17 protein-coding genes and 1 tRNA gene are annotated in these 18,647 nt (G+C 48.4%); 11 read left to right on the top strand and 7 right to left on the bottom strand.

Features of this window, described 5'->3' with window-relative positions; genetic code table 11:
• Positions 1-215: 215 nt before the first annotated feature.
• Entirely contained in the window at positions 216-665 is a 450-nt protein-coding gene (locus EYC62_09655) for a DUF305 domain-containing protein (GenBank protein TAH32278.1), read from the top strand.
• A 360-nt stretch (positions 666-1,025) separates the two neighbouring features.
• The gene (locus EYC62_09650; protein TAH32277.1) at positions 1,026-1,625 is read left to right on the top strand and encodes a hypothetical protein; all 600 of its coding nucleotides are present in this window, start codon (positions 1,026-1,028) and stop codon (positions 1,623-1,625) included.
• A gap of 98 nt (positions 1,626-1,723) precedes the next feature.
• On the opposite strand, the gene EYC62_09645 is transcribed toward EYC62_09650, so the two are convergent.
• Together EYC62_09645 and EYC62_09640 are read right to left on the bottom strand one after the other, a co-directional pair.
• A tRNA-Ala gene (locus EYC62_09645) sits at positions 1,724-1,799 on the bottom strand.
• 162 nt (positions 1,800-1,961) lie between these two features.
• Positions 1,962-2,570, bottom strand: a complete 609-nt coding sequence (locus EYC62_09640; GenBank protein TAH32276.1) for a TIGR02300 family protein — start codon at positions 2,568-2,570, stop codon at positions 1,962-1,964.
• A 143-nt stretch (positions 2,571-2,713) separates the two neighbouring features.
• On the opposite strand from EYC62_09640, the gene EYC62_09635 reads away from it, so the two are divergent.
• The 3 genes from EYC62_09635 (at position 2,714) to EYC62_09625 (ending at position 6,299) form a co-directional block, all read left to right on the top strand.
• Positions 2,714-3,370: a (d)CMP kinase gene (locus EYC62_09635; protein TAH32275.1), complete on the top strand. Its 657-nt coding sequence runs from the start codon at positions 2,714-2,716 to the stop codon at positions 3,368-3,370.
• Positions 3,371-3,497: 127 nt separating this feature from the next.
• A complete protein-coding gene (locus EYC62_09630; GenBank protein ID TAH32274.1) occupies positions 3,498-5,297 on the top strand; it encodes a 30S ribosomal protein S1 in 1,800 nt (599 codons plus the stop codon).
• Between the two features lie 75 nt (positions 5,298-5,372).
• A complete protein-coding gene (locus EYC62_09625; protein TAH32273.1) occupies positions 5,373-6,299 on the top strand; it encodes an SGNH/GDSL hydrolase family protein in 927 nt (308 codons plus the stop codon).
• On the opposite strand, the gene EYC62_09620 is transcribed toward EYC62_09625, so the two are convergent.
• Entirely contained in the window at positions 6,300-6,767 is a 468-nt protein-coding gene (locus tag EYC62_09620; GenBank protein ID TAH32272.1) for an N-acetyltransferase, read from the bottom strand.
• Between the two features lie 268 nt (positions 6,768-7,035).
• Between EYC62_09620 and EYC62_09615 the strand changes: the two genes are divergently transcribed.
• The 6 genes from EYC62_09615 (at position 7,036) to EYC62_09590 (ending at position 11,115) form a co-directional block, all read left to right on the top strand.
• Positions 7,036-7,332: an integration host factor subunit beta gene (locus EYC62_09615; GenBank protein TAH32271.1), complete on the top strand. Its 297-nt coding sequence runs from the start codon at positions 7,036-7,038 to the stop codon at positions 7,330-7,332.
• Positions 7,333-7,354: 22 nt separating this feature from the next.
• Positions 7,355-7,639 (top strand): LapA family protein, encoded by a 285-nt coding sequence (locus EYC62_09610; protein ID TAH32270.1) that lies wholly within the window; start codon positions 7,355-7,357, stop codon positions 7,637-7,639.
• A gap of 33 nt (positions 7,640-7,672) precedes the next feature.
• Positions 7,673-8,395 carry an orotidine-5'-phosphate decarboxylase gene (locus EYC62_09605; protein TAH32279.1) on the top strand — a complete coding sequence of 241 codons (723 nt, stop codon included), beginning with the start codon at positions 7,673-7,675 and terminating at the stop codon, positions 8,393-8,395.
• A 24-nt stretch (positions 8,396-8,419) separates the two neighbouring features.
• On the top strand, positions 8,420-9,301 hold the full coding sequence (locus EYC62_09600; protein TAH32269.1) for an acetyl-CoA carboxylase carboxyltransferase subunit beta: 882 nt from the start codon (positions 8,420-8,422) through the stop codon (positions 9,299-9,301).
• A gap of 4 nt (positions 9,302-9,305) precedes the next feature.
• Positions 9,306-10,619, top strand: coding sequence for a bifunctional folylpolyglutamate synthase/dihydrofolate synthase (locus EYC62_09595; GenBank protein TAH32268.1), 1,314 nt, complete (start codon positions 9,306-9,308; stop codon positions 10,617-10,619).
• 97 nt (positions 10,620-10,716) lie between these two features.
• Positions 10,717-11,115 (top strand): hypothetical protein, encoded by a 399-nt coding sequence (locus tag EYC62_09590; GenBank protein ID TAH32267.1) that lies wholly within the window; start codon positions 10,717-10,719, stop codon positions 11,113-11,115.
• Between the two features lie 12 nt (positions 11,116-11,127).
• Here EYC62_09590 and trxA read toward each other — a convergent pair whose 3' ends face one another.
• From trxA to EYC62_09570, 4 genes are read right to left on the bottom strand one after another with little or no spacing between them, the layout of a single operon-like run.
• The gene (gene trxA / locus EYC62_09585) at positions 11,128-11,463 is read right to left on the bottom strand and encodes a thioredoxin (GenBank protein TAH32266.1); all 336 of its coding nucleotides are present in this window, start codon (positions 11,461-11,463) and stop codon (positions 11,128-11,130) included.
• Between the two features lie 48 nt (positions 11,464-11,511).
• Positions 11,512-15,048, bottom strand: a complete 3,537-nt coding sequence (gene addA / locus EYC62_09580) for a double-strand break repair helicase AddA (protein TAH32265.1) — start codon at positions 15,046-15,048, stop codon at positions 11,512-11,514.
• The gene (locus tag EYC62_09575; GenBank protein ID TAH32264.1) at positions 15,021-17,900 is read right to left on the bottom strand and encodes a hypothetical protein; all 2,880 of its coding nucleotides are present in this window, start codon (positions 17,898-17,900) and stop codon (positions 15,021-15,023) included. The genes addA and EYC62_09575 overlap by 28 nt, the downstream gene beginning before the upstream one ends.
• Entirely contained in the window at positions 17,897-18,616 is a 720-nt protein-coding gene (locus EYC62_09570; protein ID TAH32263.1) for a nucleotidyltransferase family protein, read from the bottom strand. Before EYC62_09570 ends, EYC62_09575 begins: the two co-directional genes overlap by 4 nt.
• Positions 18,617-18,647: the final 31 nt, after the last annotated feature.

Genomic DNA, 18,647 nt, shown 5'->3' with positions numbered 1-18,647 from the left:
TTCGGCGCGGCAGCCTTCGCTTATGTTGGATTTTTACGGCGAAGGCTGGTGGACCGGACAGATAATATTTTTAAGCACGATTGTTAACCTTTATGTTTAGAATGTGCTGAATTTAAAGGATTATATGTAAAAGGCAATATTGCTTTTTAAGCTTGGTTTTTATATGGTTATTGCGCCTATTGATGTTGCCACCACATTTAACCGGAGAGATTTTCATGAAAACAAAATATACGATTCTGATATTGGCTGTTGCGGCATTTTTATCCGCGCCCGTTATGGCCGCCGAAGTTGCCGCAAAAGCGGAAAAAGCTCCGTTGCCAACGGCCCCGGCGGAGAAAATGCAGAAAACCGGCGATTCTCATTCCGGCCACGCTGTAAACTCAGCATCCCAATCCGCATCGACCCAGGCATTTGAAAAAGCCGCCGCTGAAATGCATTCCGAAATGATGATTGCATACACCGGCGACGCCGACGTCGATTTTGTGCGCGGCATGATCCCGCATCACCAAGGCGCGATCGATATGGCCAAAGTGGTTTTGCAATATGGCAAAGACGCCGAGATCAAAAAACTGGCGCAAGGTATTATCGCAGCCCAGGAAACAGAAATCGCGCAAATGAAAGCTTGGCTGAAATCGCACGATAAGAATCCGTCGAAGGCGAATTAATTCGGTCTTGTCATCCCTCACCCAAAGGTTCGGGATGACAGTTTAGAAATGAAAATCCCCCGAAAGGGGGATTTTTATTTGGCAAAACTCGTACTGTGGGTTCGTGGACGCCTATTTTTTGTCCTATATAGTGAACTGCAACCTAGCCGGATTCCGTTACAATATGTTCGGCAACAAAGGCGGCAACCATGAGTCACAAAAAGAAGCAGAAATATTTTTACAGCGAAAGAATTATTATCCTAATTACCGACGGCAAAGGCCGGGTATTTCTTGAATTGCCGGGTGATACGGTGCAGGATTCAAAAAGGGCTGGCAAATTGCTAAATATTTTAAACAGTTTGTAAATTTATTGGGTGATTGATGAGACCAAGTATTATTGAGAAATTAGACGTTGAGATTAAAAAAGGGATCATAAGTGAGATCCAAGTCGTTTATTTGATGGCACAGGTCAGAAAAATCTTAGAAATCGATGATAGCGATAAATATAAGCATTTAAAATTTTATTGCGATTGGGCCTTACACTCAAGGCTTACGAACTCAATTGCTCAGAAAATTCTTAAGCAATTTGATGAGGCTAATGTGATTTTAAAAAACCATATAGAAATAGGCTCATTGCCTACAGATCTAAGAAATCAGATTGAAAAAATATCTAGTATGAATCTTCTTAAAGAAGAGTTAAGTAGTTTTTTGGAACAAAATGGATTGCCTGGAATTAATGAATCTTTGGATGATTGGACTAGGTTTCTTAAATTATACGCACATATAATTGAAGATTGCCCGTTAGAGATGCAAGCTAGTAATACTAATGCGGGTATTCAGAAGGTAACGGTAAAAGTCCAGTTAGGTGATCGTGTGAGAGATCATCAATACTATAAAATATCTTGGGTGATTTTGAATAAAGATAAAAAAATAGGGGAAATATTCGTTATAAATTCTTTTTATGACGGCTATAAAACCTAATGGCTTGCCGAGCCGAAGCTTTTAACCGCAACAGCCCGTCTTCGCCTGCGGCTACGACGTGGCAGCCTTCACTTATGTTTATTTTTTACGGCGAAGGCTGGTGGACCCGATCGGGATCGAACCGACGACCTCTACAATGCCATTGTAGCGCTCTCCCAGCTGAGCTACGGGCCCCTTGTCCAATGGACAGAGAGTGGGATTTATACAAACTCCCCATGCAAAACACAATATATGTTTTTATGACGCCGCGCTGTTGTCGGAAACCTTTGAAATGACGGATTAAATGAACAATATTACGGATTAACCGTCCATCGTTCCCTGTCCACCGTCCACCGCTTAATCTTCCTCGATCACCGCGCTGATTTCGGCTTCTTCTTCGCCCAAATCGTCGGTGTCTTCGATGACTTCATCGCTGGCTTCCTCATCGATGTCGTCTTCGGCATCCTCGATATCCGGCAAATCGTCTATTTCAATATCTTCGTCATCGTCGCTGGCGGCGGCCAGTTTTTTCTTTTTCAGTTTTTCAGCTTCGGCCGCTGCTGCCTCTGCGGCGGCGGCACCGCGTCCCCGGCGGCTTTTGGTAATGGCTTCCGGATCGATTTCGGTTTCACATTTCGGGCAAATGATCGGATCTTTTTTCATATCGTAAAAACGCGCCGAACAGGACGGGCAAATGCGCTTTACGCCCCATTCCGGCTTGCTTCCCGCCGCCAGGCTTAAAATGCTGCTGGCCGGTTTTTTGATCGGCGCCGGCGCTTTGCCGCCCAGCGTTTTTTGGGGCAATTTTCCAACTGGCGCCTTGGCCACTTCTTTTACCGCTTTGGCCGGTTTCGCCGGCGCGGCTTTTGCCGGCTTTGCGGCTGGCTTTACCGGTTTTTTTACCGCTTTGGCTGGTTTATCGGTTTTTTTACTGGTCGATTTTGTTTTGGATTTGCTTTTCGCCATAGGTGCCTTTGATGGTGTAATAGGGATGAAGACCCCAATTCAGGAATGCGCGCCATTTGCCAAATTTGGGATAGAAAGTCAAGCAGACTATATTTATCCCGAAGCCTTGACATTTAATGGCGCGGTCAATAACAACAACCTCCATGACCATTATTATTGCAAGCGACGGCGACAGCGCATCCGGCAAGGGCACTTTGGCCCGTAAATTGGCGGAAAAACTGGGCTTTGCGTATCTCGATACGGGGCTGTTATATCGCCAAACAGCTTATATCACATTGAAAAATAATAAAAATATTGCAGTCGAGGACGATTGTGCCTGGGCGGCGCGCCAGGTGCGTATCGAAGATTTGCAAGCCGAATTGTTACGCAACGAAGAAGTCTCCCAAGCTGCGTCCAAGGTTGCGATTTACCCGTCCGTTCGCCAAATTCTTCTGCCTTTACAAAGGGATTTTGCGCAAAACCCGTCTGCTGGCCAGGCCGGGGTAGTACTGGATGGCCGCGATATTGGCACAGTAGTGTGCCCCAAAGCCCAGGTAAAACTTTATGTCACAGCCGATCCGGCCGTGCGCGCCGAACGAAGGCTAAAAGAGTTGCAAAATCAAGGGATAGAGGCTATACAGACCCAGGTTTTTGATGATTTAAAACAACGCGATGACCGCGACAGCAGCCGCAAAACGGCTCCGTTGAAAATGGCACCGGATGCGTATCACCTGGATACTACCAGTCTTACCGCCGATGATGTTTTGATCAAGGCGTTGGATTATATCAAACAAAAAACCCAAGGATTGCCAGTAAGTTAACCGTCGATTTATTCCGGTATGACCGAAATCAGGCAATCCAAAAAGTAGGGGCAGGACAAAGCATCTCCTTTTGCCGGGAGAGTTTGCCATGCCTCCGCTATTTTGTTGAAAGTTGAGGACTAATATAATGGCAAGGACTAGTGCAGTGGCAAAAAAAGAAACCACACCATCTACATCTACTACCGGCGGCGAAGATTTCGCCTCTCTGTTAAAAGATTTTTATGATACCCGCGTTGCAAGCGAAGGTAAGGTCGTAAAAGGCCTGATCGTTTCCATCGATGGCGATTACGCCACCGTGGACGTCGGATTGAAATCCGAAGGCCGCATCCCGCTTCGCGAATTCGCTTTGTCCGGCCAGGCGCCGGAAATCAAAGCGGGCGATTCGATCGATGTGTACATCGAACGTTATGAAGACCGCGACGGCATGGCCGTGTTATCGCGCGAACGCGCGAAACGCGAGGAATCCTGGACAGTTTTGGAAAAATCTCACCAAAGCCAGGAACGCGTTACCGGCGTTATTTTCGGCAAAGTCAAAGGCGGTTTCACCGTCGATTTGAACGGCGCCGTTGCTTTCTTGCCGGCTTCGCAAGTTGACATCCGCCCAGTGCGCGATGTTGGCCCGTTGATGAACACCCCGCAACCGTTCCAGATTTTGAAAATGGACCGCAAGCGCGGCAACATCGTTGTTTCCCGCCGCGCGATTTTAGAAGAATCGAGAGCGGAAGCGCGCAACGAACTCGTCAGCAATATTTCCGAAGGCCAGATTTTGACCGGCACCGTGAAAAACATCACCGATTACGGTGCGTTCATCGATTTGGGCGGCATCGACGGTTTGTTGCACGTCACCGACATTTCCTGGAAACGCGTCAACCATCCATCCGAAGTTTTATCGGTCGGCCAGCAAGTTAAAGTGCAGGTCATCCGCTTCAACCAGGAAAATGGCCGCATTTCCTTGGGCATGAAACAATTGGAACAAGATCCATGGGCAGCGGTTCAGGCGAAATATCCGCCGCAAACCAGATTGAAAGGCCGCGTGACCAACATCGCCGATTATGGCGCGTTTGTTGAAATCGAACCGGGCGTCGAAGGTTTGGTGCACGTGTCCGAAATGAGCTGGACCAAGAAAAACGTTCACCCAAGCAAAATCCTATCGACCAGCCAAGAAGTCGAAGTCATGGTTTTGGATATGGATTTGGCCAAACGCCGCATTTCGCTCGGCTTGAAACAATGCATGGCGAATCCATGGGATCAAATTAAAGAACAATTCCCATCCGGCGCCGAATTCGAAGGCGAAATTAAAAACGTCGCCGATTTCGGTTTGTTCATTGGCCTCATCGGCGATGTTGACGGTTTGGTGCACGCCAACGATATCGATTGGAACGCTTCTGGCGAAGAAGCCCTGAAAAATTACAAAAAGGGCGACAAAGTCAAAGTAAAAGTTCTAGATATCGATCCGGAAAAAGAACGTGTAGCGCTTGGTATCAAGCAATTGACCGGCGATCCGTTCGAAGGCGCTTTGTCGAAAATCAAGAAAGGCGATGTCGTTACCTGCACCATCACTTCGGTGGTTGATGCCGGTCTTGAAGTCACCGTCGTCGAAGGCGTTACCGGTTTCATCCGCAAGGGCGATTTATCCCGCGACCGCAGCGAACAACGCAGCGACCGTTTTGCGGTTGGCGAAAAAATCGACGCCAAAATCACGGGCATGGACAAAGCGACCCGCAAAGTCACTCTGTCGGTCAAAGCCCGTGAAATTGACGAGGAAAAACAAGCGATGGAAGAATATGGTTCGACCGATTCCGGCGCGCGTTTGGGCGACATCTTGGGCGCAGCTTTAGGACGCAAATCCGAAGCCGCCTCGGAAGAAAAACCGAAAGCCGCAAAGAAGAAAAAAGAAAAAGCTGAATCTTCGGATACAGCCGAGTAATTTTTTGATGTAAAATATAAAAGCGGTGAATTGGTTCAAACTGATTCACCGCTTTTTTTATAAGGGGGTATAAGCATGGCAAAACGCAGGCCACTTAAATCGTTATTTTTGGGCGATTCTTTTACCGTCGGCACCGGTCTTGGTAAGGGATTGGAACGTCAGGCATTTCCATTTCAATTGATGGAAAGATTAAGGGAAGTCGAATTGCGTTTGCGCAAACCAAAATTATATGCGGTGGATGGACATACGACGACTCATTTGCTTGGGGCGCTGGATACGGCGGAACCACAATCCAATCCGGAAGACCCGAATCATCGCAAGGGCGATTATGATTTGGTGGTGCTATCGATTGGTGTTAATGATTTTTTTCGCGGCATGTCGGTGGAACATTATAAACATCATTTCCGCGAATTATTGCGCCGCGCGATCCGTTTTGCCAAGGATGACCGTTCGCGGGTTGTGGTGCTGTCTATTCCGGCGTGGGATGCGTCGCCGTCCGTGCATGGCAAAGGCGGATTAAAATTCCGCCAGGGTAAATATGCTCTCGTCCGGCAACGCATGAGATCGATTGGCGTTGCTATCCGTAATCTGCGGATTTCTAGTCGGACAGTCACTGTTTCAAAAAATGCGCACACTGTACAGCGTCAAATTAAAGCGGCCAGGGCCTATAACCGTCAGACCGGTATCGCCGCTGGGATTGATTCATTCAACCGCGCTGCCAGGGGTGTGATACGGGAAATAAATAAAGAACCATCGAAAAGAAATCGCGAGGGTGTTCAGTATGTCGATCTTACTAAAATGACGCGGCAAGAAGCGACAGTGAATGGTGCGCCAGATCCAAATTTATTTGCCAAAGACGGCATTCATTATTCGGGATTGATGTATGAAGGATGGGCCGACGCTGTTTCTGGTGTGGCACAGAAAGCGTTAAGAAAAATATCGGCCAATAGTGCTGGACGAAAAATAGTGGCAGAATATGTTCGGCGCGGACGGGCACTATAATCAGGCGGCAGATTCTAACGCCGCTTCGTTCTGCGACGGGCGTTTTAAGTAATAGCGATGTATTTCATCTTCTTCGATGTTAAATCCCAGCGCGTAATATAATTTTTTGGCGGGATTTACTTTTAATACATGCAGGACCACCGGCAGATTTCTGATATCGGCTTCATCAATTACTTTTTGGATAATGCCCGATCCGATGCCTTTATTTTGATATTCCGGCAGAATATGAATATTGTCGATCGAAATTTTATTCTCGTTGATTAATACGGATACGCGGCCAATATCCTTGCCATCCAATTGAATAATTTTTGTGGTCGCAAGGTTGAATCTGTTTTTATAAAAATAGGCTTCAATGTCCGACGTCTCGGTCCAGGTTAGTTCCACATAAGATTGCATAACCAACCGTGTCAGGCGGTCGACAAACGACGCATCTTCCAGCACGGCGGGACGTAATGAAATCAAACTCATATTGTTATGGCCATTGATTCGTTTCGATTGGCGGCGAATATAATAGAGTATAAAGTCCTTGACAATTCTTACCTTGGATAACTTTATTGTTTATTATCAATAGCTTAGATAATTATTAAAGTAAATTCCTTAATATTCAATTACTTGACGGGGTTGGCGTATTCTGGCACTCTGGGGTTGATGATCTAAGTCATTGAATCTATTAGTCTCAAATCGGCTGGGTTCAAGATAAAGATTGTCTAATGATTTGACAGAGAGGTTTTATTCCATGACACGTTCGGAATTGATCCAACATTTATCCGGTACCCATCCGCATCTTTTGCAGCATGATATCGAACGTATTATCGATTGCATGTTTGAATCGATCACTATCGCGCTTGAAAAAGGTCACCGCGTTGAATTGCGCGGCTTTGGCACTTTTGGCACCAAAGCCCGTCGCGCACGCACGGGACGCAATCCACGCACTGGCGAAACCGTGCATGTTGCGGAGAAAAAAGTTCCTTTCTTCCGCACTGGCAAGGAATTGCGGGCGCGTCTCAATAAAAAGGATGGCGGATCCAACTAATCCGCTATCATCTTGAGTTTGTATGAATTTCATCGGATCCATATTCCGTTTTTTCATTCTGCCATTGCTGGTTCTGTGGCTGATTGCGTTCACCATTTACAACCCTGCGCTGGTGGCGATCAATTTATGGCCATTGCCATACGAAATCGCCGCGCCGCAAAGTGTGCTGGTGATTTTATTGCTGGCGGTCGGATTCATCGCCGGATGTTTACGGAATTGTGCCAAGCTATTGAATTTACGCGCGGAAAACGCGTCACAAAAAAGACAATTGGATAAATTAGAAAAAGAAATTATACCAAAGGTATAAATAGAAAAAGGTAGGATTGATTTGCCCCAACAAATAACCGCTAAAAACCGAGTAATATGCGCCATCGATACGGATGACATCGACTTTGCCAGTAAATTGGCCAAGGATTTAAAAGATCATGTCGGCGGATTTAAATTGGGTCTCGAGTTTTTTACATCGCATGGTCCGCAGGGCATTGCCAAAATTCAAGGCATCGGCATGCCAATTATGCTGGATCTGAAATTCCACGATATTCCGAATACGGTTTCTGGCGCGGTCAGGGCAGCCACCAAGCTGAATGTGGCTATGATGACGATTCATACGGGCGGCAGCAGCGATATGATGCGCCAGGCGGCCGATGCAGCGATGGAAACCGCCGCAAAAATGAAAATTGAACCGCCAAAATTGCTGGGCGTTACGGTATTGACCAGCTTGGATGACGAAGACCTGACCGAGCTTGGATATAAGCAAAAAGCCACGGACCGTGTCCGCCGTTTGGCGGAAATGGCGCAATTATGCGGCTTGAACGGCGTTGTCGCTTCCGCCCGCGAATTGAACTTATTGCAAGACCAGCGCAGCAAGGATTTCCTGTTGGTAACCCCAGGTATTCGTCCCAGCTGGTCGGCCGATGCGCATGATCAGAAACGCACGCTGGAACCGGCCGATGCGATCAAAGCCGGATCCGATTATCTGGTTGTTGGCCGCCCGATCACTCGCGCAAAAGACCCTGTCGATGCCGCTAAACGCATTGTGCAGGAAATCGGCGCGGTATTGTAATTATCAAAATTTGGAAAATTCCCCTTGAATTGGCTTACCAACCTTGTCCGCCCAAAAATCCGCGCTTTAGTCGGCGCGAAAGAAGTGCCGGATAATCTTTGGTTGAAGTGCAATGGCTGCGGCCAGATGCTTTTTCAAAAAGACGTCGAGGCAAATACCCAAGTTTGTCCGCTATGCGGCTATCATTTCCGGATCGCTATCAAGCGCCGTTTGCAAATGCTGTATGATGGCGGTCAGTATCAAATTACGCCGGTACCGCCAGTTCCGGTCGATCCCCTAAAATTTAAAGATAAAAAACGTTATTCCGACCGTTTGCGCGACGCGCATGCCAAAGGCCACACGCATGATGCGATTTTGGTGACCGAGGGCAAAATAGATGGAATGGATGTGGTTATTGCCGCGTTCGATTTCAGTTTTATGGGCGGATCGATGGGCACGGCGGTTGGCGAAGGTCTGGTATTGGCATCCGATCGCGCGCTGATGTTACGCGCGCCGCTAATCGCAATTCCGGCATCGGGCGGCGCCCGAATGCAAGAAGGTATTTTATCGTTGATGCAAATGCCGCGCAGCATCATCGCCGCGCGCCGTATTAAAGAAGCAGGTTTGCCTTATATCGTAATTTTGACCGATCCAACCACGGGCGGCGTGTCGGCTTCGTTCGCCATGGTCGGCGATATTACCATGGCGGAACCCGGCGCGGTGATCGGTTTTGCCGGTGCGCGCGTGATCGAAGAAACCATCCGCCAAAAATTGCCGGAAGGATTCCAAAAGGCCGAATATTTGATGGAACACGGCATGGTGGATATGGTTGTTGCGCGCAAAGACATGAAATCGGAATTGTCGAAATTGATCGGCTTGTTGCTGTACAATAAAAAACCGGCGGCAACGGCCTTGCCAAGATATTAATTCCATGACGATCGGACTCGATATATCGGACCCCATTCAATCACGGCTGGGCCAATTGGCGGCGCGATTGCAGACCATTTTCCCAAAGCAAATCGATCTCGATTTATCGCGCATGACGCAATTGCTGGCGGCACTGGGCGATCCGCATTTGAAGTTGCCGCCGGTCATTCATGTCGCTGGTACCAATGGCAAGGGATCTTGCGTCGCCTATCTACGGGCGATTTTGGAATCGGCCGGATACCGCGTGCATGCTTATACGTCGCCGCATTTGGTGCGGTTTAATGAACGGATTCGTCTGGCCGGAGAATTGATCGAAGACGATTATCTGATTAAATTAATCGAATCGGTACAACGCGCCAATAATGACAAGCCAATTACATTTTTTGAACTGACAACAGCAGCCGCATTTCTGGCCTTCGCGCAAACGCCGGCCGATATTGTCCTTCTGGAAACCGGCATGGGCGGCAGGTTCGATGCCACTAATGTCATTCCCAATCCAATCATGACCATTATCACGCCTATATCGATGGATCACATGGAATTTCTGGGCGATACGATTGAAAAGATAGCCTATGAAAAGGCGGCGATTCAGAAACACAATGCCGTTTCTATTGTTGGTCCGCAAGATCCGCGCGCGGCCAAAGTGATTTTGGATTATGGGCTGTCGGTTCATTCCAAACCATTCCCGCACGGGGTTTTTTGGAATGTCCGGCCGATGGAAAATGGGTTCTGGTATGAAGGCGTCGAAGATTACGATTTGCCAACACCGATTTTACCCGGCGCTCATCAAATTTACAATGCAGCGACCGCCATTGCCGCCATCGAACAATTGCACGGATTTCATATTACGCTGGATGATATTAAAGATGGGTTGCTTGGCGCCGACTGGCCGGCGCGAATGCAACGCTTGCAATCAGGGCCCGCATTCGCGCATTTGAAATCGGGCGATGAATTATGGCTGGATGGCGGACATAATCCCGCCGCCGGAGATATCGTCGCCGATTACATCGATCGTAAAAATGATAAGCCCTGGATTGTAATTATGGGCATGTTAAAAAATAAAGACGCCGCCGGATTTTTGTCGCCGCTGAAAAATAAAATAAAAACGCTTTATACGATTCCGATTGATGGCGAAGAAAAATCCGCCACCCCGCAAGATCTTTGCGTCACAGCCAAAATCTTATCGATCCCCGCTCACCCTTGCGAGAATTTAATAACGGCGGTTCAACAGATTGAACAACATCACCCCGAACCGGTTCGAATTTTGATCGCAGGCTCGTTGTATCTGGCGGGGCGTATTTTGAGCGCTCACCAATAATATAATTATATTATAATAATGTAATTTTATTAAAATAAATATTGCTGTTATATAATATTTATGGTAATATTTGTAAAAATAAAATTACGAGGGTACTATGCCTTATCATCAAAGTATGTTGGGCACCAAGTTGTTATGTGGGCTTGCCTTTATGACGGCCAGCCAAACATTTTTGCCCAAAATATCGTCATATACCACGGAACCCGCGCGCGCGTCCCCGGCGGTGCGAAATGTAGTGTATGTCCTTCAAAATTCTGATACGGACAAAGACTGTGCGTTTGCTGTCGAAAGTTCTAAAACGCAATCTCCAATGTTTGACAGTCTAGAGCCAATTGGCGCAACGGTATTGGTAAAATTCGCCATTGCCCCGCAGGGATGGGCAATAAATTCGCCAGTAAAATACGATTCCGCCGAATCCGGTTGGCCGGTCGCTCGAAGTTTGACCATGCTCGCAGGCCTGGCCGGATTGGCCGCTGCCAGGCGAATGCGTCAATAAAAGCGTAGAATATTAGGCGATTTTGCTTTCAATCCAGGCGGACAATTTGCCTTTTGGCTGCGCGCCTAATTGGCTGTCAACCAATTTGCCGTCTTTGAACAGCATCAAGGTTGGAATGCTGCGCACGCCGTATTTGCCTGGGGTCATCGGGCTTTCGTCGATATTGACTTTGGCGATTGTAACGCGGCCGTTAAAATCGTTGGCGAGTTCTTCCAAAACTGGCGCGATCATTTTGCATGGGCCGCACCAATCCGCCCAAAAATCGACCAATACCGGGCCAGATGATTTTAAAACTTTGTCATCAAAATTTTGATCGCTGATTTCAATCGTACCCATGTATTCACCTATCGTTAAAAGTTGCCGGTTGCCTAAATATAGGACGTTCCAGAAATATATCTAGGGTTTATACCGCGCCAGAATCTCCGCTGGCAAGGGCATAAGTTTGGCGATATTGGTCCATAATAAGGCCGCTTCGATACGGTATTGTGGATAGATTTTTTCCAATAATGCCACATAGGCCGCCATTTGCCGCAAATAGGCTTCTGGCGTCTGGGCGGCATCGGCAGGCGGTGGGCGGTTGGTTTTAAAATCCAGAATCTTAATGTGATTCTTGCCGATTACCATGCGGTCAATCTGTCCGACGATCGCTTGGTTGCCGATAATGCCGCTGATCGGGATTTCGGCGCGGGAATCCAAGCCTAAATATTCTGCGAATTCTGGATTTTGCAGCAAGGTTTGAACTTCGGCGATGATTTCTGCAATTTCTTCCGGCGTTATTTGTCCGAAATAGGATTTCATAAAATTCTGCATTGCAGGCAATCGTCTTGTAGGTTCTATATTAGGCAGACTTTGCAACAGACGGTGAATGACGGATCCCCGCAAAATACTCTGGCTGCGCTCATTTTTCTGGCGCAATGGGGATATCATTGCCGGCTCCGCCGCCGGTTTCGATGGGCTTAATGGTTTGGGCGGTGTTGGATCGTTCGGCGCGGATTGATGCAACCAATCGGGAATAATAATTGGTTTTGCTTTCTCTGGCGTATCTTTCAATTGAAACTTTAATTTTGGCAAATTGCCAATGCGCCATCCGCCGCCTTGCCAATCCGTATATCCTTGGGCGGCGAAGTCAAAATCGACGCTTTGTGCGCTGTCATTTTGCGTCATATCGTACGCCGCTTGCGCGATATAGGAATACCAGCTATCGGGTTCCGCTGCGCCATAGCCGCCGATATATAAGCGGTCTTCGGCGCGGGTCAGGGCGACATATAACAACCGGCGGTATTCTTCGACAGTGGCTTGTTCGGCGCGGACGCGCAATTGTTCACTGTATCCTTGCAGCCAGTCGCGTTTGACGGGCCATAATAAAATATGCTCTTGCTCGTCAAACAATAATTCCGCGACCGTCGATTGCGGTTTCGGCAGCCGCGCGGTATCGGGCAGAAATACGATAGGGGCCTGTAATCCTTTGGCGGCATGAACGGTCATAATGCGCACTTCGCCGCGTTCACCGGCTTCCAGATCCCGTTTGACTTCGATTGTATCGCTGTTCATGAACGATACAAATTCCTGCAAGCTCATGGTTTGAGTTGCGGTATTGGCGCAAAGATTCAAGAATTCATCGATAGGATCGATCGATTGCGCGCCAAGCCGTTCAACCATTTTTTTACGGCCGCCAAGACGATTCAGAATATCGCTGAACAATTCAAACGGCGATAAAAACGAATACCGTCCCAATAAATCCGTCAAATAATCCCTTGCCGGTATTAATGCCGGATTATTGGTTTCGCGCAATTGTTGCCACAGGCTTTTTGGTCCGCGTTTGGCGCATAATTCGAACAATAGCGATTCAGTTTTATCTGGCGGTAGATCCAATAATGGCGATTTTAAAACAACCGCCAAATTCAAATCATCGTCCGGCAATAACAAAAATTTTGCCAGTGCCAGCAAATCCATGATCGCGATATGTTCGGACAGGATTAAACGGTCGACGCCGGCAACCGGAATATTTTTATTTTTCAGGGCGCGCGTCAGTAAATCGACAAATTCATTCCGCCGCCGCACCAGGATCATAATATCGCCTGGCTGAATTTTGCGCATGTCGCGTCTGGTATATGGATTGGACGGCAAAACTTCGCCATGGACAAGCCATTCTTCAATTTGATGGGCAATAGCGCCAGCCAGTTTTTCCTGCGCCGAAAATGATTCTTGGCGGCTGTCAGGGATGTGCCAGGGTTGGATTTTCCGTTTCTCGCTATCGGTCGCCAGCGGCCAGATCTCGACAAGCCCTGGCGCATCCTGGCGCATCGCGATATGTTCAATCAATGCCTGATTTTGCAGCAATTTCTTTTGTTCCTCGGCGGCGGTAAAAAAACTCACTCCGCGTTTTGCCTCGGTCAACGTGAACACCGAATCGACGATGCGTAAAACATCGGTGGTAGAACGATAAGAATAATGCAGCGGGATAATTTGCAATGTTTGGCGGGTTTCGAACGCGGCCTTGGTATAATGGCCCTGCATGATGGAAAATCCGCGCGGATCGGCGTGCTGGAAACTATAAATCGATTGTTTTGGATCGCCGACGGCGAATACCGATGTTGGGCGTTGCTTGGAGCCGGTTCCGGCAAAAAATTCCTCGGTTAAAAGACGGATAATTTGCCATTGATCGGGGCTGGTATCCTGCGCCTCGTCGATCAGCAAATGATCGATGCCGCCATCCAGTTTGAATAAAATCCACGGGGCGATACCCGGTTTCTGCAATAATGATAACGTATATTGAATCAAATCGTCATAATCCAAGGCGCCAACATGGTGCTTGGCGTTAGTATAATCGGCGGATACTTCAATCGCCAGGGTCAACGCCGCCTGATTATAAGCCAGTAAATCAAGGGTTTTCAGGGTGTTCTGCGCGGCGATGATGCGTTGCGCTTCTTGATGCAGGGCGCCCGGCGCCTGCGGATATTTTTCCGCAGTTTTAGGATTGATCAATTTGGCGCGGATTCCGCCCTCGCCGGTTAAAAATATTTCCGCGTAATTGGACCAGTTTTTAACGCGCTGATCGATCGATGCATCCAGCCAGTTTTGAATTTCCAGGCTGCGGCGCGATTCCGCCTCTGTCCCTGACGCCAATGCCGCGCAGGCGCCACGCAAATTGGAACTGGAAAAATATTCATCATCGCACAATTGCGCCATGAATTCGTCTTTGGATAATGGCCCATCCATGCCGGATAATTCCGCCATTTTTGCCAGCATAGATTCCACCGATTTATGCCGCGCCAATCCCTGCGCCATCCAACCGCGCTTGGAAATTATTTTAGACAATAATAATTCCAACTGGCTTTCTTGCGACAGTATTTCCGACAATAAATGGATCGCGTTTAATAAGGGGGCTTGCTTGTTTTTCCGGCGCAATACATGATGAATGGATTGGCGCAATAATCGCGCAGCTTCGCGTTCCTCGCATACTTGGAATCGCGGCAACAGGCCTGCTTCCAACGGAAAGCGCTGCAAAATAGATTGGCAAAACGCATGAATGGTTTGGATTTTCAATCCATCCGGCGTATCCAGGCATTGCGCGAATAACAGCCGCGCCAGCGCGATCATTTTGTCATCGACATCGTCGCCGATGATGGATTCCAGATCGGCCAACAACGCCGCATCATCCAGCGCTACCCATTTCCCCAGTCGCGCGCGAATGCGGGCGGACATTTCCGCCGCCGCCGCCTTGGTATAAGTGAGGCATAAAATTCGTTCCGGCCGCACGCCGTGCAATAACAATCCCAAAACGCGCTGGGTTAAGATATTGGTTTTGCCAGTGCCGGCGGACGCGTTGACCCAAATAGAATAATCGGGAGACGCCGCCGTAAATTGCGGACGCGGCGTTGGAATTTTCTGCGCGGCGGATTGAATCATGACGCCTCGCCCGAATCGCCCCATTCGGCGATTCTGGATAAATGGTGATAGTCTTTGTTGCGCGCATATTTCACGCCATGCGGCGTCGATGCATAGGATTGGTTGGAATTCTGATAATGTTCGATCAAACGTTGCAATCCGGCCAATGCGTCTTCGGACAGTTTTTCCAGATTCTTGCTGTAGACGCGAATATTTTGCGCGCTTAATTCCCAGAATTCTATACTGCCAATTTTCCCGCGTACATTTGCAAATCCATTGCCGTTACATATCGCAGCCTCTAGCGGTAATTGGGGGTTAAGGCCCGATTCGATTTCGGGGCCGGTTGGCGCCTTGCCGCTTTTATAATCAATAATGGATACGCTGCCGTCTTTGTGCATATCAATCCGGTCGGCGGTGGCCGATAATTGGTAATCATATCCGTTAATCGCAAATTGGATTTGGCCCTTGGTTTCGGTAATGCTTTGTGCAACCGCTGCGTGGCGCTGTTGTTCGATATCGACAAACCAATCCAAAATATTGCACAAACGCGGCCACCACATTTCGGCAACATAAGGATCATGCAGCCAGGGCCGCAATTTTTCTTCCGCCAGTTTGCGGATGATATCGTGTCCATTGCTGGTTGGAGATGATTGAACGAATTCTTCCAAAATATTATGCAATAAATTGCCGCGTGACAAATGTTCGAATTTACGTTCCAGTTCATCCAACTTGTGTAATCGCAGAATATACTTGGCATAAAATGCGTATGGATCGCGCATCCATAATTCAATCGATGTCGCGGAAAATTGCCGCGGCCTTGAATCCACCGGCGGATTGGCGCGAGGCGCGGCGATGGATATGGTTTCTTCCGCGTGATCCAGGGATTGCGCCAAATGTTTATAATATGGCGCCGCGGTTTTAACCGAATCCAGCCTGTTTTTTGCATGCAACAAGGTTTCCAGCCGCACCCAGAAACGAGAGGCCAATAAAGGAGATCCTTGGTCGCGGTTGCTGCGGGTTATAAAAATCTCGCTTTGTTGGCAGGCGAGTTGCGTTAAATCGTGCGCGGTCTGGCCAATGCGTCGTTCGCGCGAAGGCAGGCCGAATTGATCGCGCATCGGGCGGCTCATCCACGGGTCGCCATCGGGCGCTGGCGGCCATACGGTTTCATTCAATCCCGCCAGTATGATCCGGTCGGCATGTTGCAATCGCGCTTCCAACAATCCCCAAATTTTCAGGCGCGGATGGGAATCATACGGTTTACGCACCGTCACCGATTCAAAGCAATAATTCAGGAAATCCGGCACATCCGGCCAGGATAATGGCGGCAAATCGGGCAGGGCCATTATGTCGGCCATTAATTTCGCCGCCGCATCGCCCGATTCATCGGACCATAGAACGTCAGCGCCCGATAGTTTATCGTTCGCCGATAATGATTCCGCCGCCTGTAAAAATTCGTCGAAAGAAAATCGCGATTGAATCTTCGCCACGACCGATAAGAATTTTTCTAAAAACGTTTTCTGCGCAGGTTCTGTCAGGAATCTTGCATATTGTTCCAGGCCCAGCGCCGGCGAATATATGAAATCGTCATTTTGCCGCAATGCTATTTCGATGGCATAAACCGCGAATCTGGCTTGTGATGGTGCGGCGCCCAATGCGGTAAATGGGTGTTTCAACAAAGCGAATAATGGATCGGGGTGGAAATTACTTTCGATCGTCCGGGCCAACAACAATAAAAATTGCCCATGCAATGTACGATTCAGCGTAAAACCGGCGCCATCATCCACGGCAATATTCCACCGGCGCAATTGCGACATCACGCGCCGGGTTAAATTGCGGTCTGGCGTGATAAGGGCAGCGGTTTTTCCCGGAGTTTCCAAGGCTTCCCGCATTAAGGCGGCAATCACTCGGGATTCTTCGTCCGTATGAGCACAGTCAATCAATTGCAAATTTTGCGTGGCGGCGGAATCAATTTTCACGCCGCGCCATTCGCCAACGCCTTTGGCGGGGCGCAGCGTGTCGGACCATAATTGATCGGCGCCATGATTCTTTAACGCCGGCGCATAAGGCCAGGTCTTAATATCGCCGCGTTTAACGTCCAGCCGCCCCATCAGTTCGCGCATAAAAAATTGCGGGTGGGTTGTATCCAATGCTTTCCAGAAATCATCGTCCAAACTCTGATCCAATCCTGGCATAATTACCGCGCCCATTTTCATTTGTGCAACCGCTTGCATCAATTGGGCGGTGGCGCGCATACTGCCGGTCGATCCAGCGATAATGATAGGGTTTTTGGGCGGGTTGTTGCGCCAATATTCAGCCTGTAAATTTAATAACGCAACCCGCCGCGCCGATTCGTCCACCACGCCGCGTTGTTGCAGTATGGGCAGCCATTCAACGCTGAAGATCGACAGGAATTCGGTCACTTCCTGCCAATGCATGGCAAAATTCTCCGGCACCAGGTTTTTAATCTGGCTGAAATCCAATTGTTCGATATGAATTTGATCGATCCAGGATGCCAGGTCGCCAGCCATCGACCAGCTTTGCAGGAAACTTAAATCGATAAATTTTTTGGATTTATACCAATTGCCGATCAGATTTGATAACAAAGCCTGACGCTGTAAGGCGGGAATGGCGGATGGCAATGATTCCATACCCGCGCCCTGTAAAATCAATTCTTCTTCGTCAATATCGCCAATTGGCGATATGCGCGGCAACAATAATGCTTTACCGTCCGTTAACTGCAAGAACTCTTGCTGTAAATTGCGGCAGGCGCGGCGGTTTGGAAGCAATACCGTAAAATCATGCAACGGAATTTCATTGTCCGCAGATTGCCGCATAATCCCCGCCGCCAGCGATTTTAAAAACGGATAGTGCGCGGGAAGATTGTACAGATTCATGGGGCAATTTGGTTTTTATCCGCGAAATAAACATTGGTTTTTTGCAGATCTTGCGGTGTCGAGATGTGAAACCATTCGATGCCTTCGGCGATATGGCCGTACAAACGGTGCTGGCCTTCCGCTTGGTCGTATAAAATATTTAAACTGAACCGCCCGGTTGGAGATTTATCAAATAAACGCGGATGTAAAATCTGTACGCCCATGAAATGATATGGCAACGGCTTGGATTGGCCGTGACGCTGCAATCGTCCATCGGGCGACAAGTCGAAATCGCCTTGTAAATCCGGATATTGGCCTTTGTTCGGGATCAGCGCCAATAACGCATCCATTTTCCCGCTATCCCATTTTTTTGCCAACTGGTTCAATAACGGATTTGCTCCGTCCAACCACAAAGAATCCGCATTGATGACATAAAATTCTTTATCATCGAATTGGGTGATAACATTTTTAACCCCGCCGCCGGTTTCCAGAATTTCGGTTTCATGGCTGATGGTCACCGGGCGGCGTTGCAGATGTTGTTCGATTACCTGCGGCAAATAATGGGTGTTGACGATTATTTTTCTGGCTCCCGCGCTGACCGCATGGCCCATGGCATAATCCAACAATGGCTTGCCATCCACCATCGCCATCGCCTTTGGAACAGTATCGGTGATGGGGCGCAACCGCGTGCCGAATCCGGCCGCGAGAATCATCGCTTGGGTAATGGTTTGGGACATAGAAAACCTGTTTTTGTGCAGGTTTATTGTA

The organism is Alphaproteobacteria bacterium, assembly GCA_004295055.1.
Classification (GTDB): Bacteria; Pseudomonadota; Alphaproteobacteria; order SHNJ01; family SHNJ01; genus SHNJ01.
This window is presented reverse-complemented; position numbering and strand designations above follow the sequence as displayed.

What these genes read in the sequence shown, in the direction of transcription:
- EYC62_09655 (TAH32278.1), top strand. Translation starts at nt 216, where the DNA reads ATGAAAACAAAATATACGATTCTGATATTGGCTGTTGCGGCATTTTTA.
- EYC62_09650 (TAH32277.1), top strand. Translation starts at nt 1,026, where the DNA reads ATGAGACCAAGTATTATTGAGAAATTAGACGTTGAGATTAAAAAAGGG.
- EYC62_09640 (TAH32276.1), bottom strand. Translation starts at nt 2,570, where the DNA reads ATGGCGAAAAGCAAATCCAAAACAAAATCGACCAGTAAAAAAACCGAT.
- EYC62_09635 (TAH32275.1), top strand. Translation starts at nt 2,714, where the DNA reads ATGACCATTATTATTGCAAGCGACGGCGACAGCGCATCCGGCAAGGGC.
- EYC62_09630 (TAH32274.1), top strand. Translation starts at nt 3,498, where the DNA reads ATGGCAAGGACTAGTGCAGTGGCAAAAAAAGAAACCACACCATCTACA.
- EYC62_09625 (TAH32273.1), top strand. Translation starts at nt 5,373, where the DNA reads ATGGCAAAACGCAGGCCACTTAAATCGTTATTTTTGGGCGATTCTTTT.
- EYC62_09620 (TAH32272.1), bottom strand. Translation starts at nt 6,767, where the DNA reads ATGAGTTTGATTTCATTACGTCCCGCCGTGCTGGAAGATGCGTCGTTT.
- EYC62_09615 (TAH32271.1), top strand. Translation starts at nt 7,036, where the DNA reads ATGACACGTTCGGAATTGATCCAACATTTATCCGGTACCCATCCGCAT.
- EYC62_09610 (TAH32270.1), top strand. Translation starts at nt 7,355, where the DNA reads ATGAATTTCATCGGATCCATATTCCGTTTTTTCATTCTGCCATTGCTG.
- EYC62_09595 (TAH32268.1), top strand. Translation starts at nt 9,306, where the DNA reads ATGACGATCGGACTCGATATATCGGACCCCATTCAATCACGGCTGGGC.
- EYC62_09590 (TAH32267.1), top strand. Translation starts at nt 10,717, where the DNA reads ATGCCTTATCATCAAAGTATGTTGGGCACCAAGTTGTTATGTGGGCTT.
- addA (TAH32265.1), bottom strand. Translation starts at nt 15,048, where the DNA reads ATGGGGCGATTCGGGCGAGGCGTCATGATTCAATCCGCCGCGCAGAAA.
- EYC62_09575 (TAH32264.1), bottom strand. Translation starts at nt 17,900, where the DNA reads ATGAATCTGTACAATCTTCCCGCGCACTATCCGTTTTTAAAATCGCTG.
- EYC62_09570 (TAH32263.1), bottom strand. Translation starts at nt 18,616, where the DNA reads ATGTCCCAAACCATTACCCAAGCGATGATTCTCGCGGCCGGATTCGGC.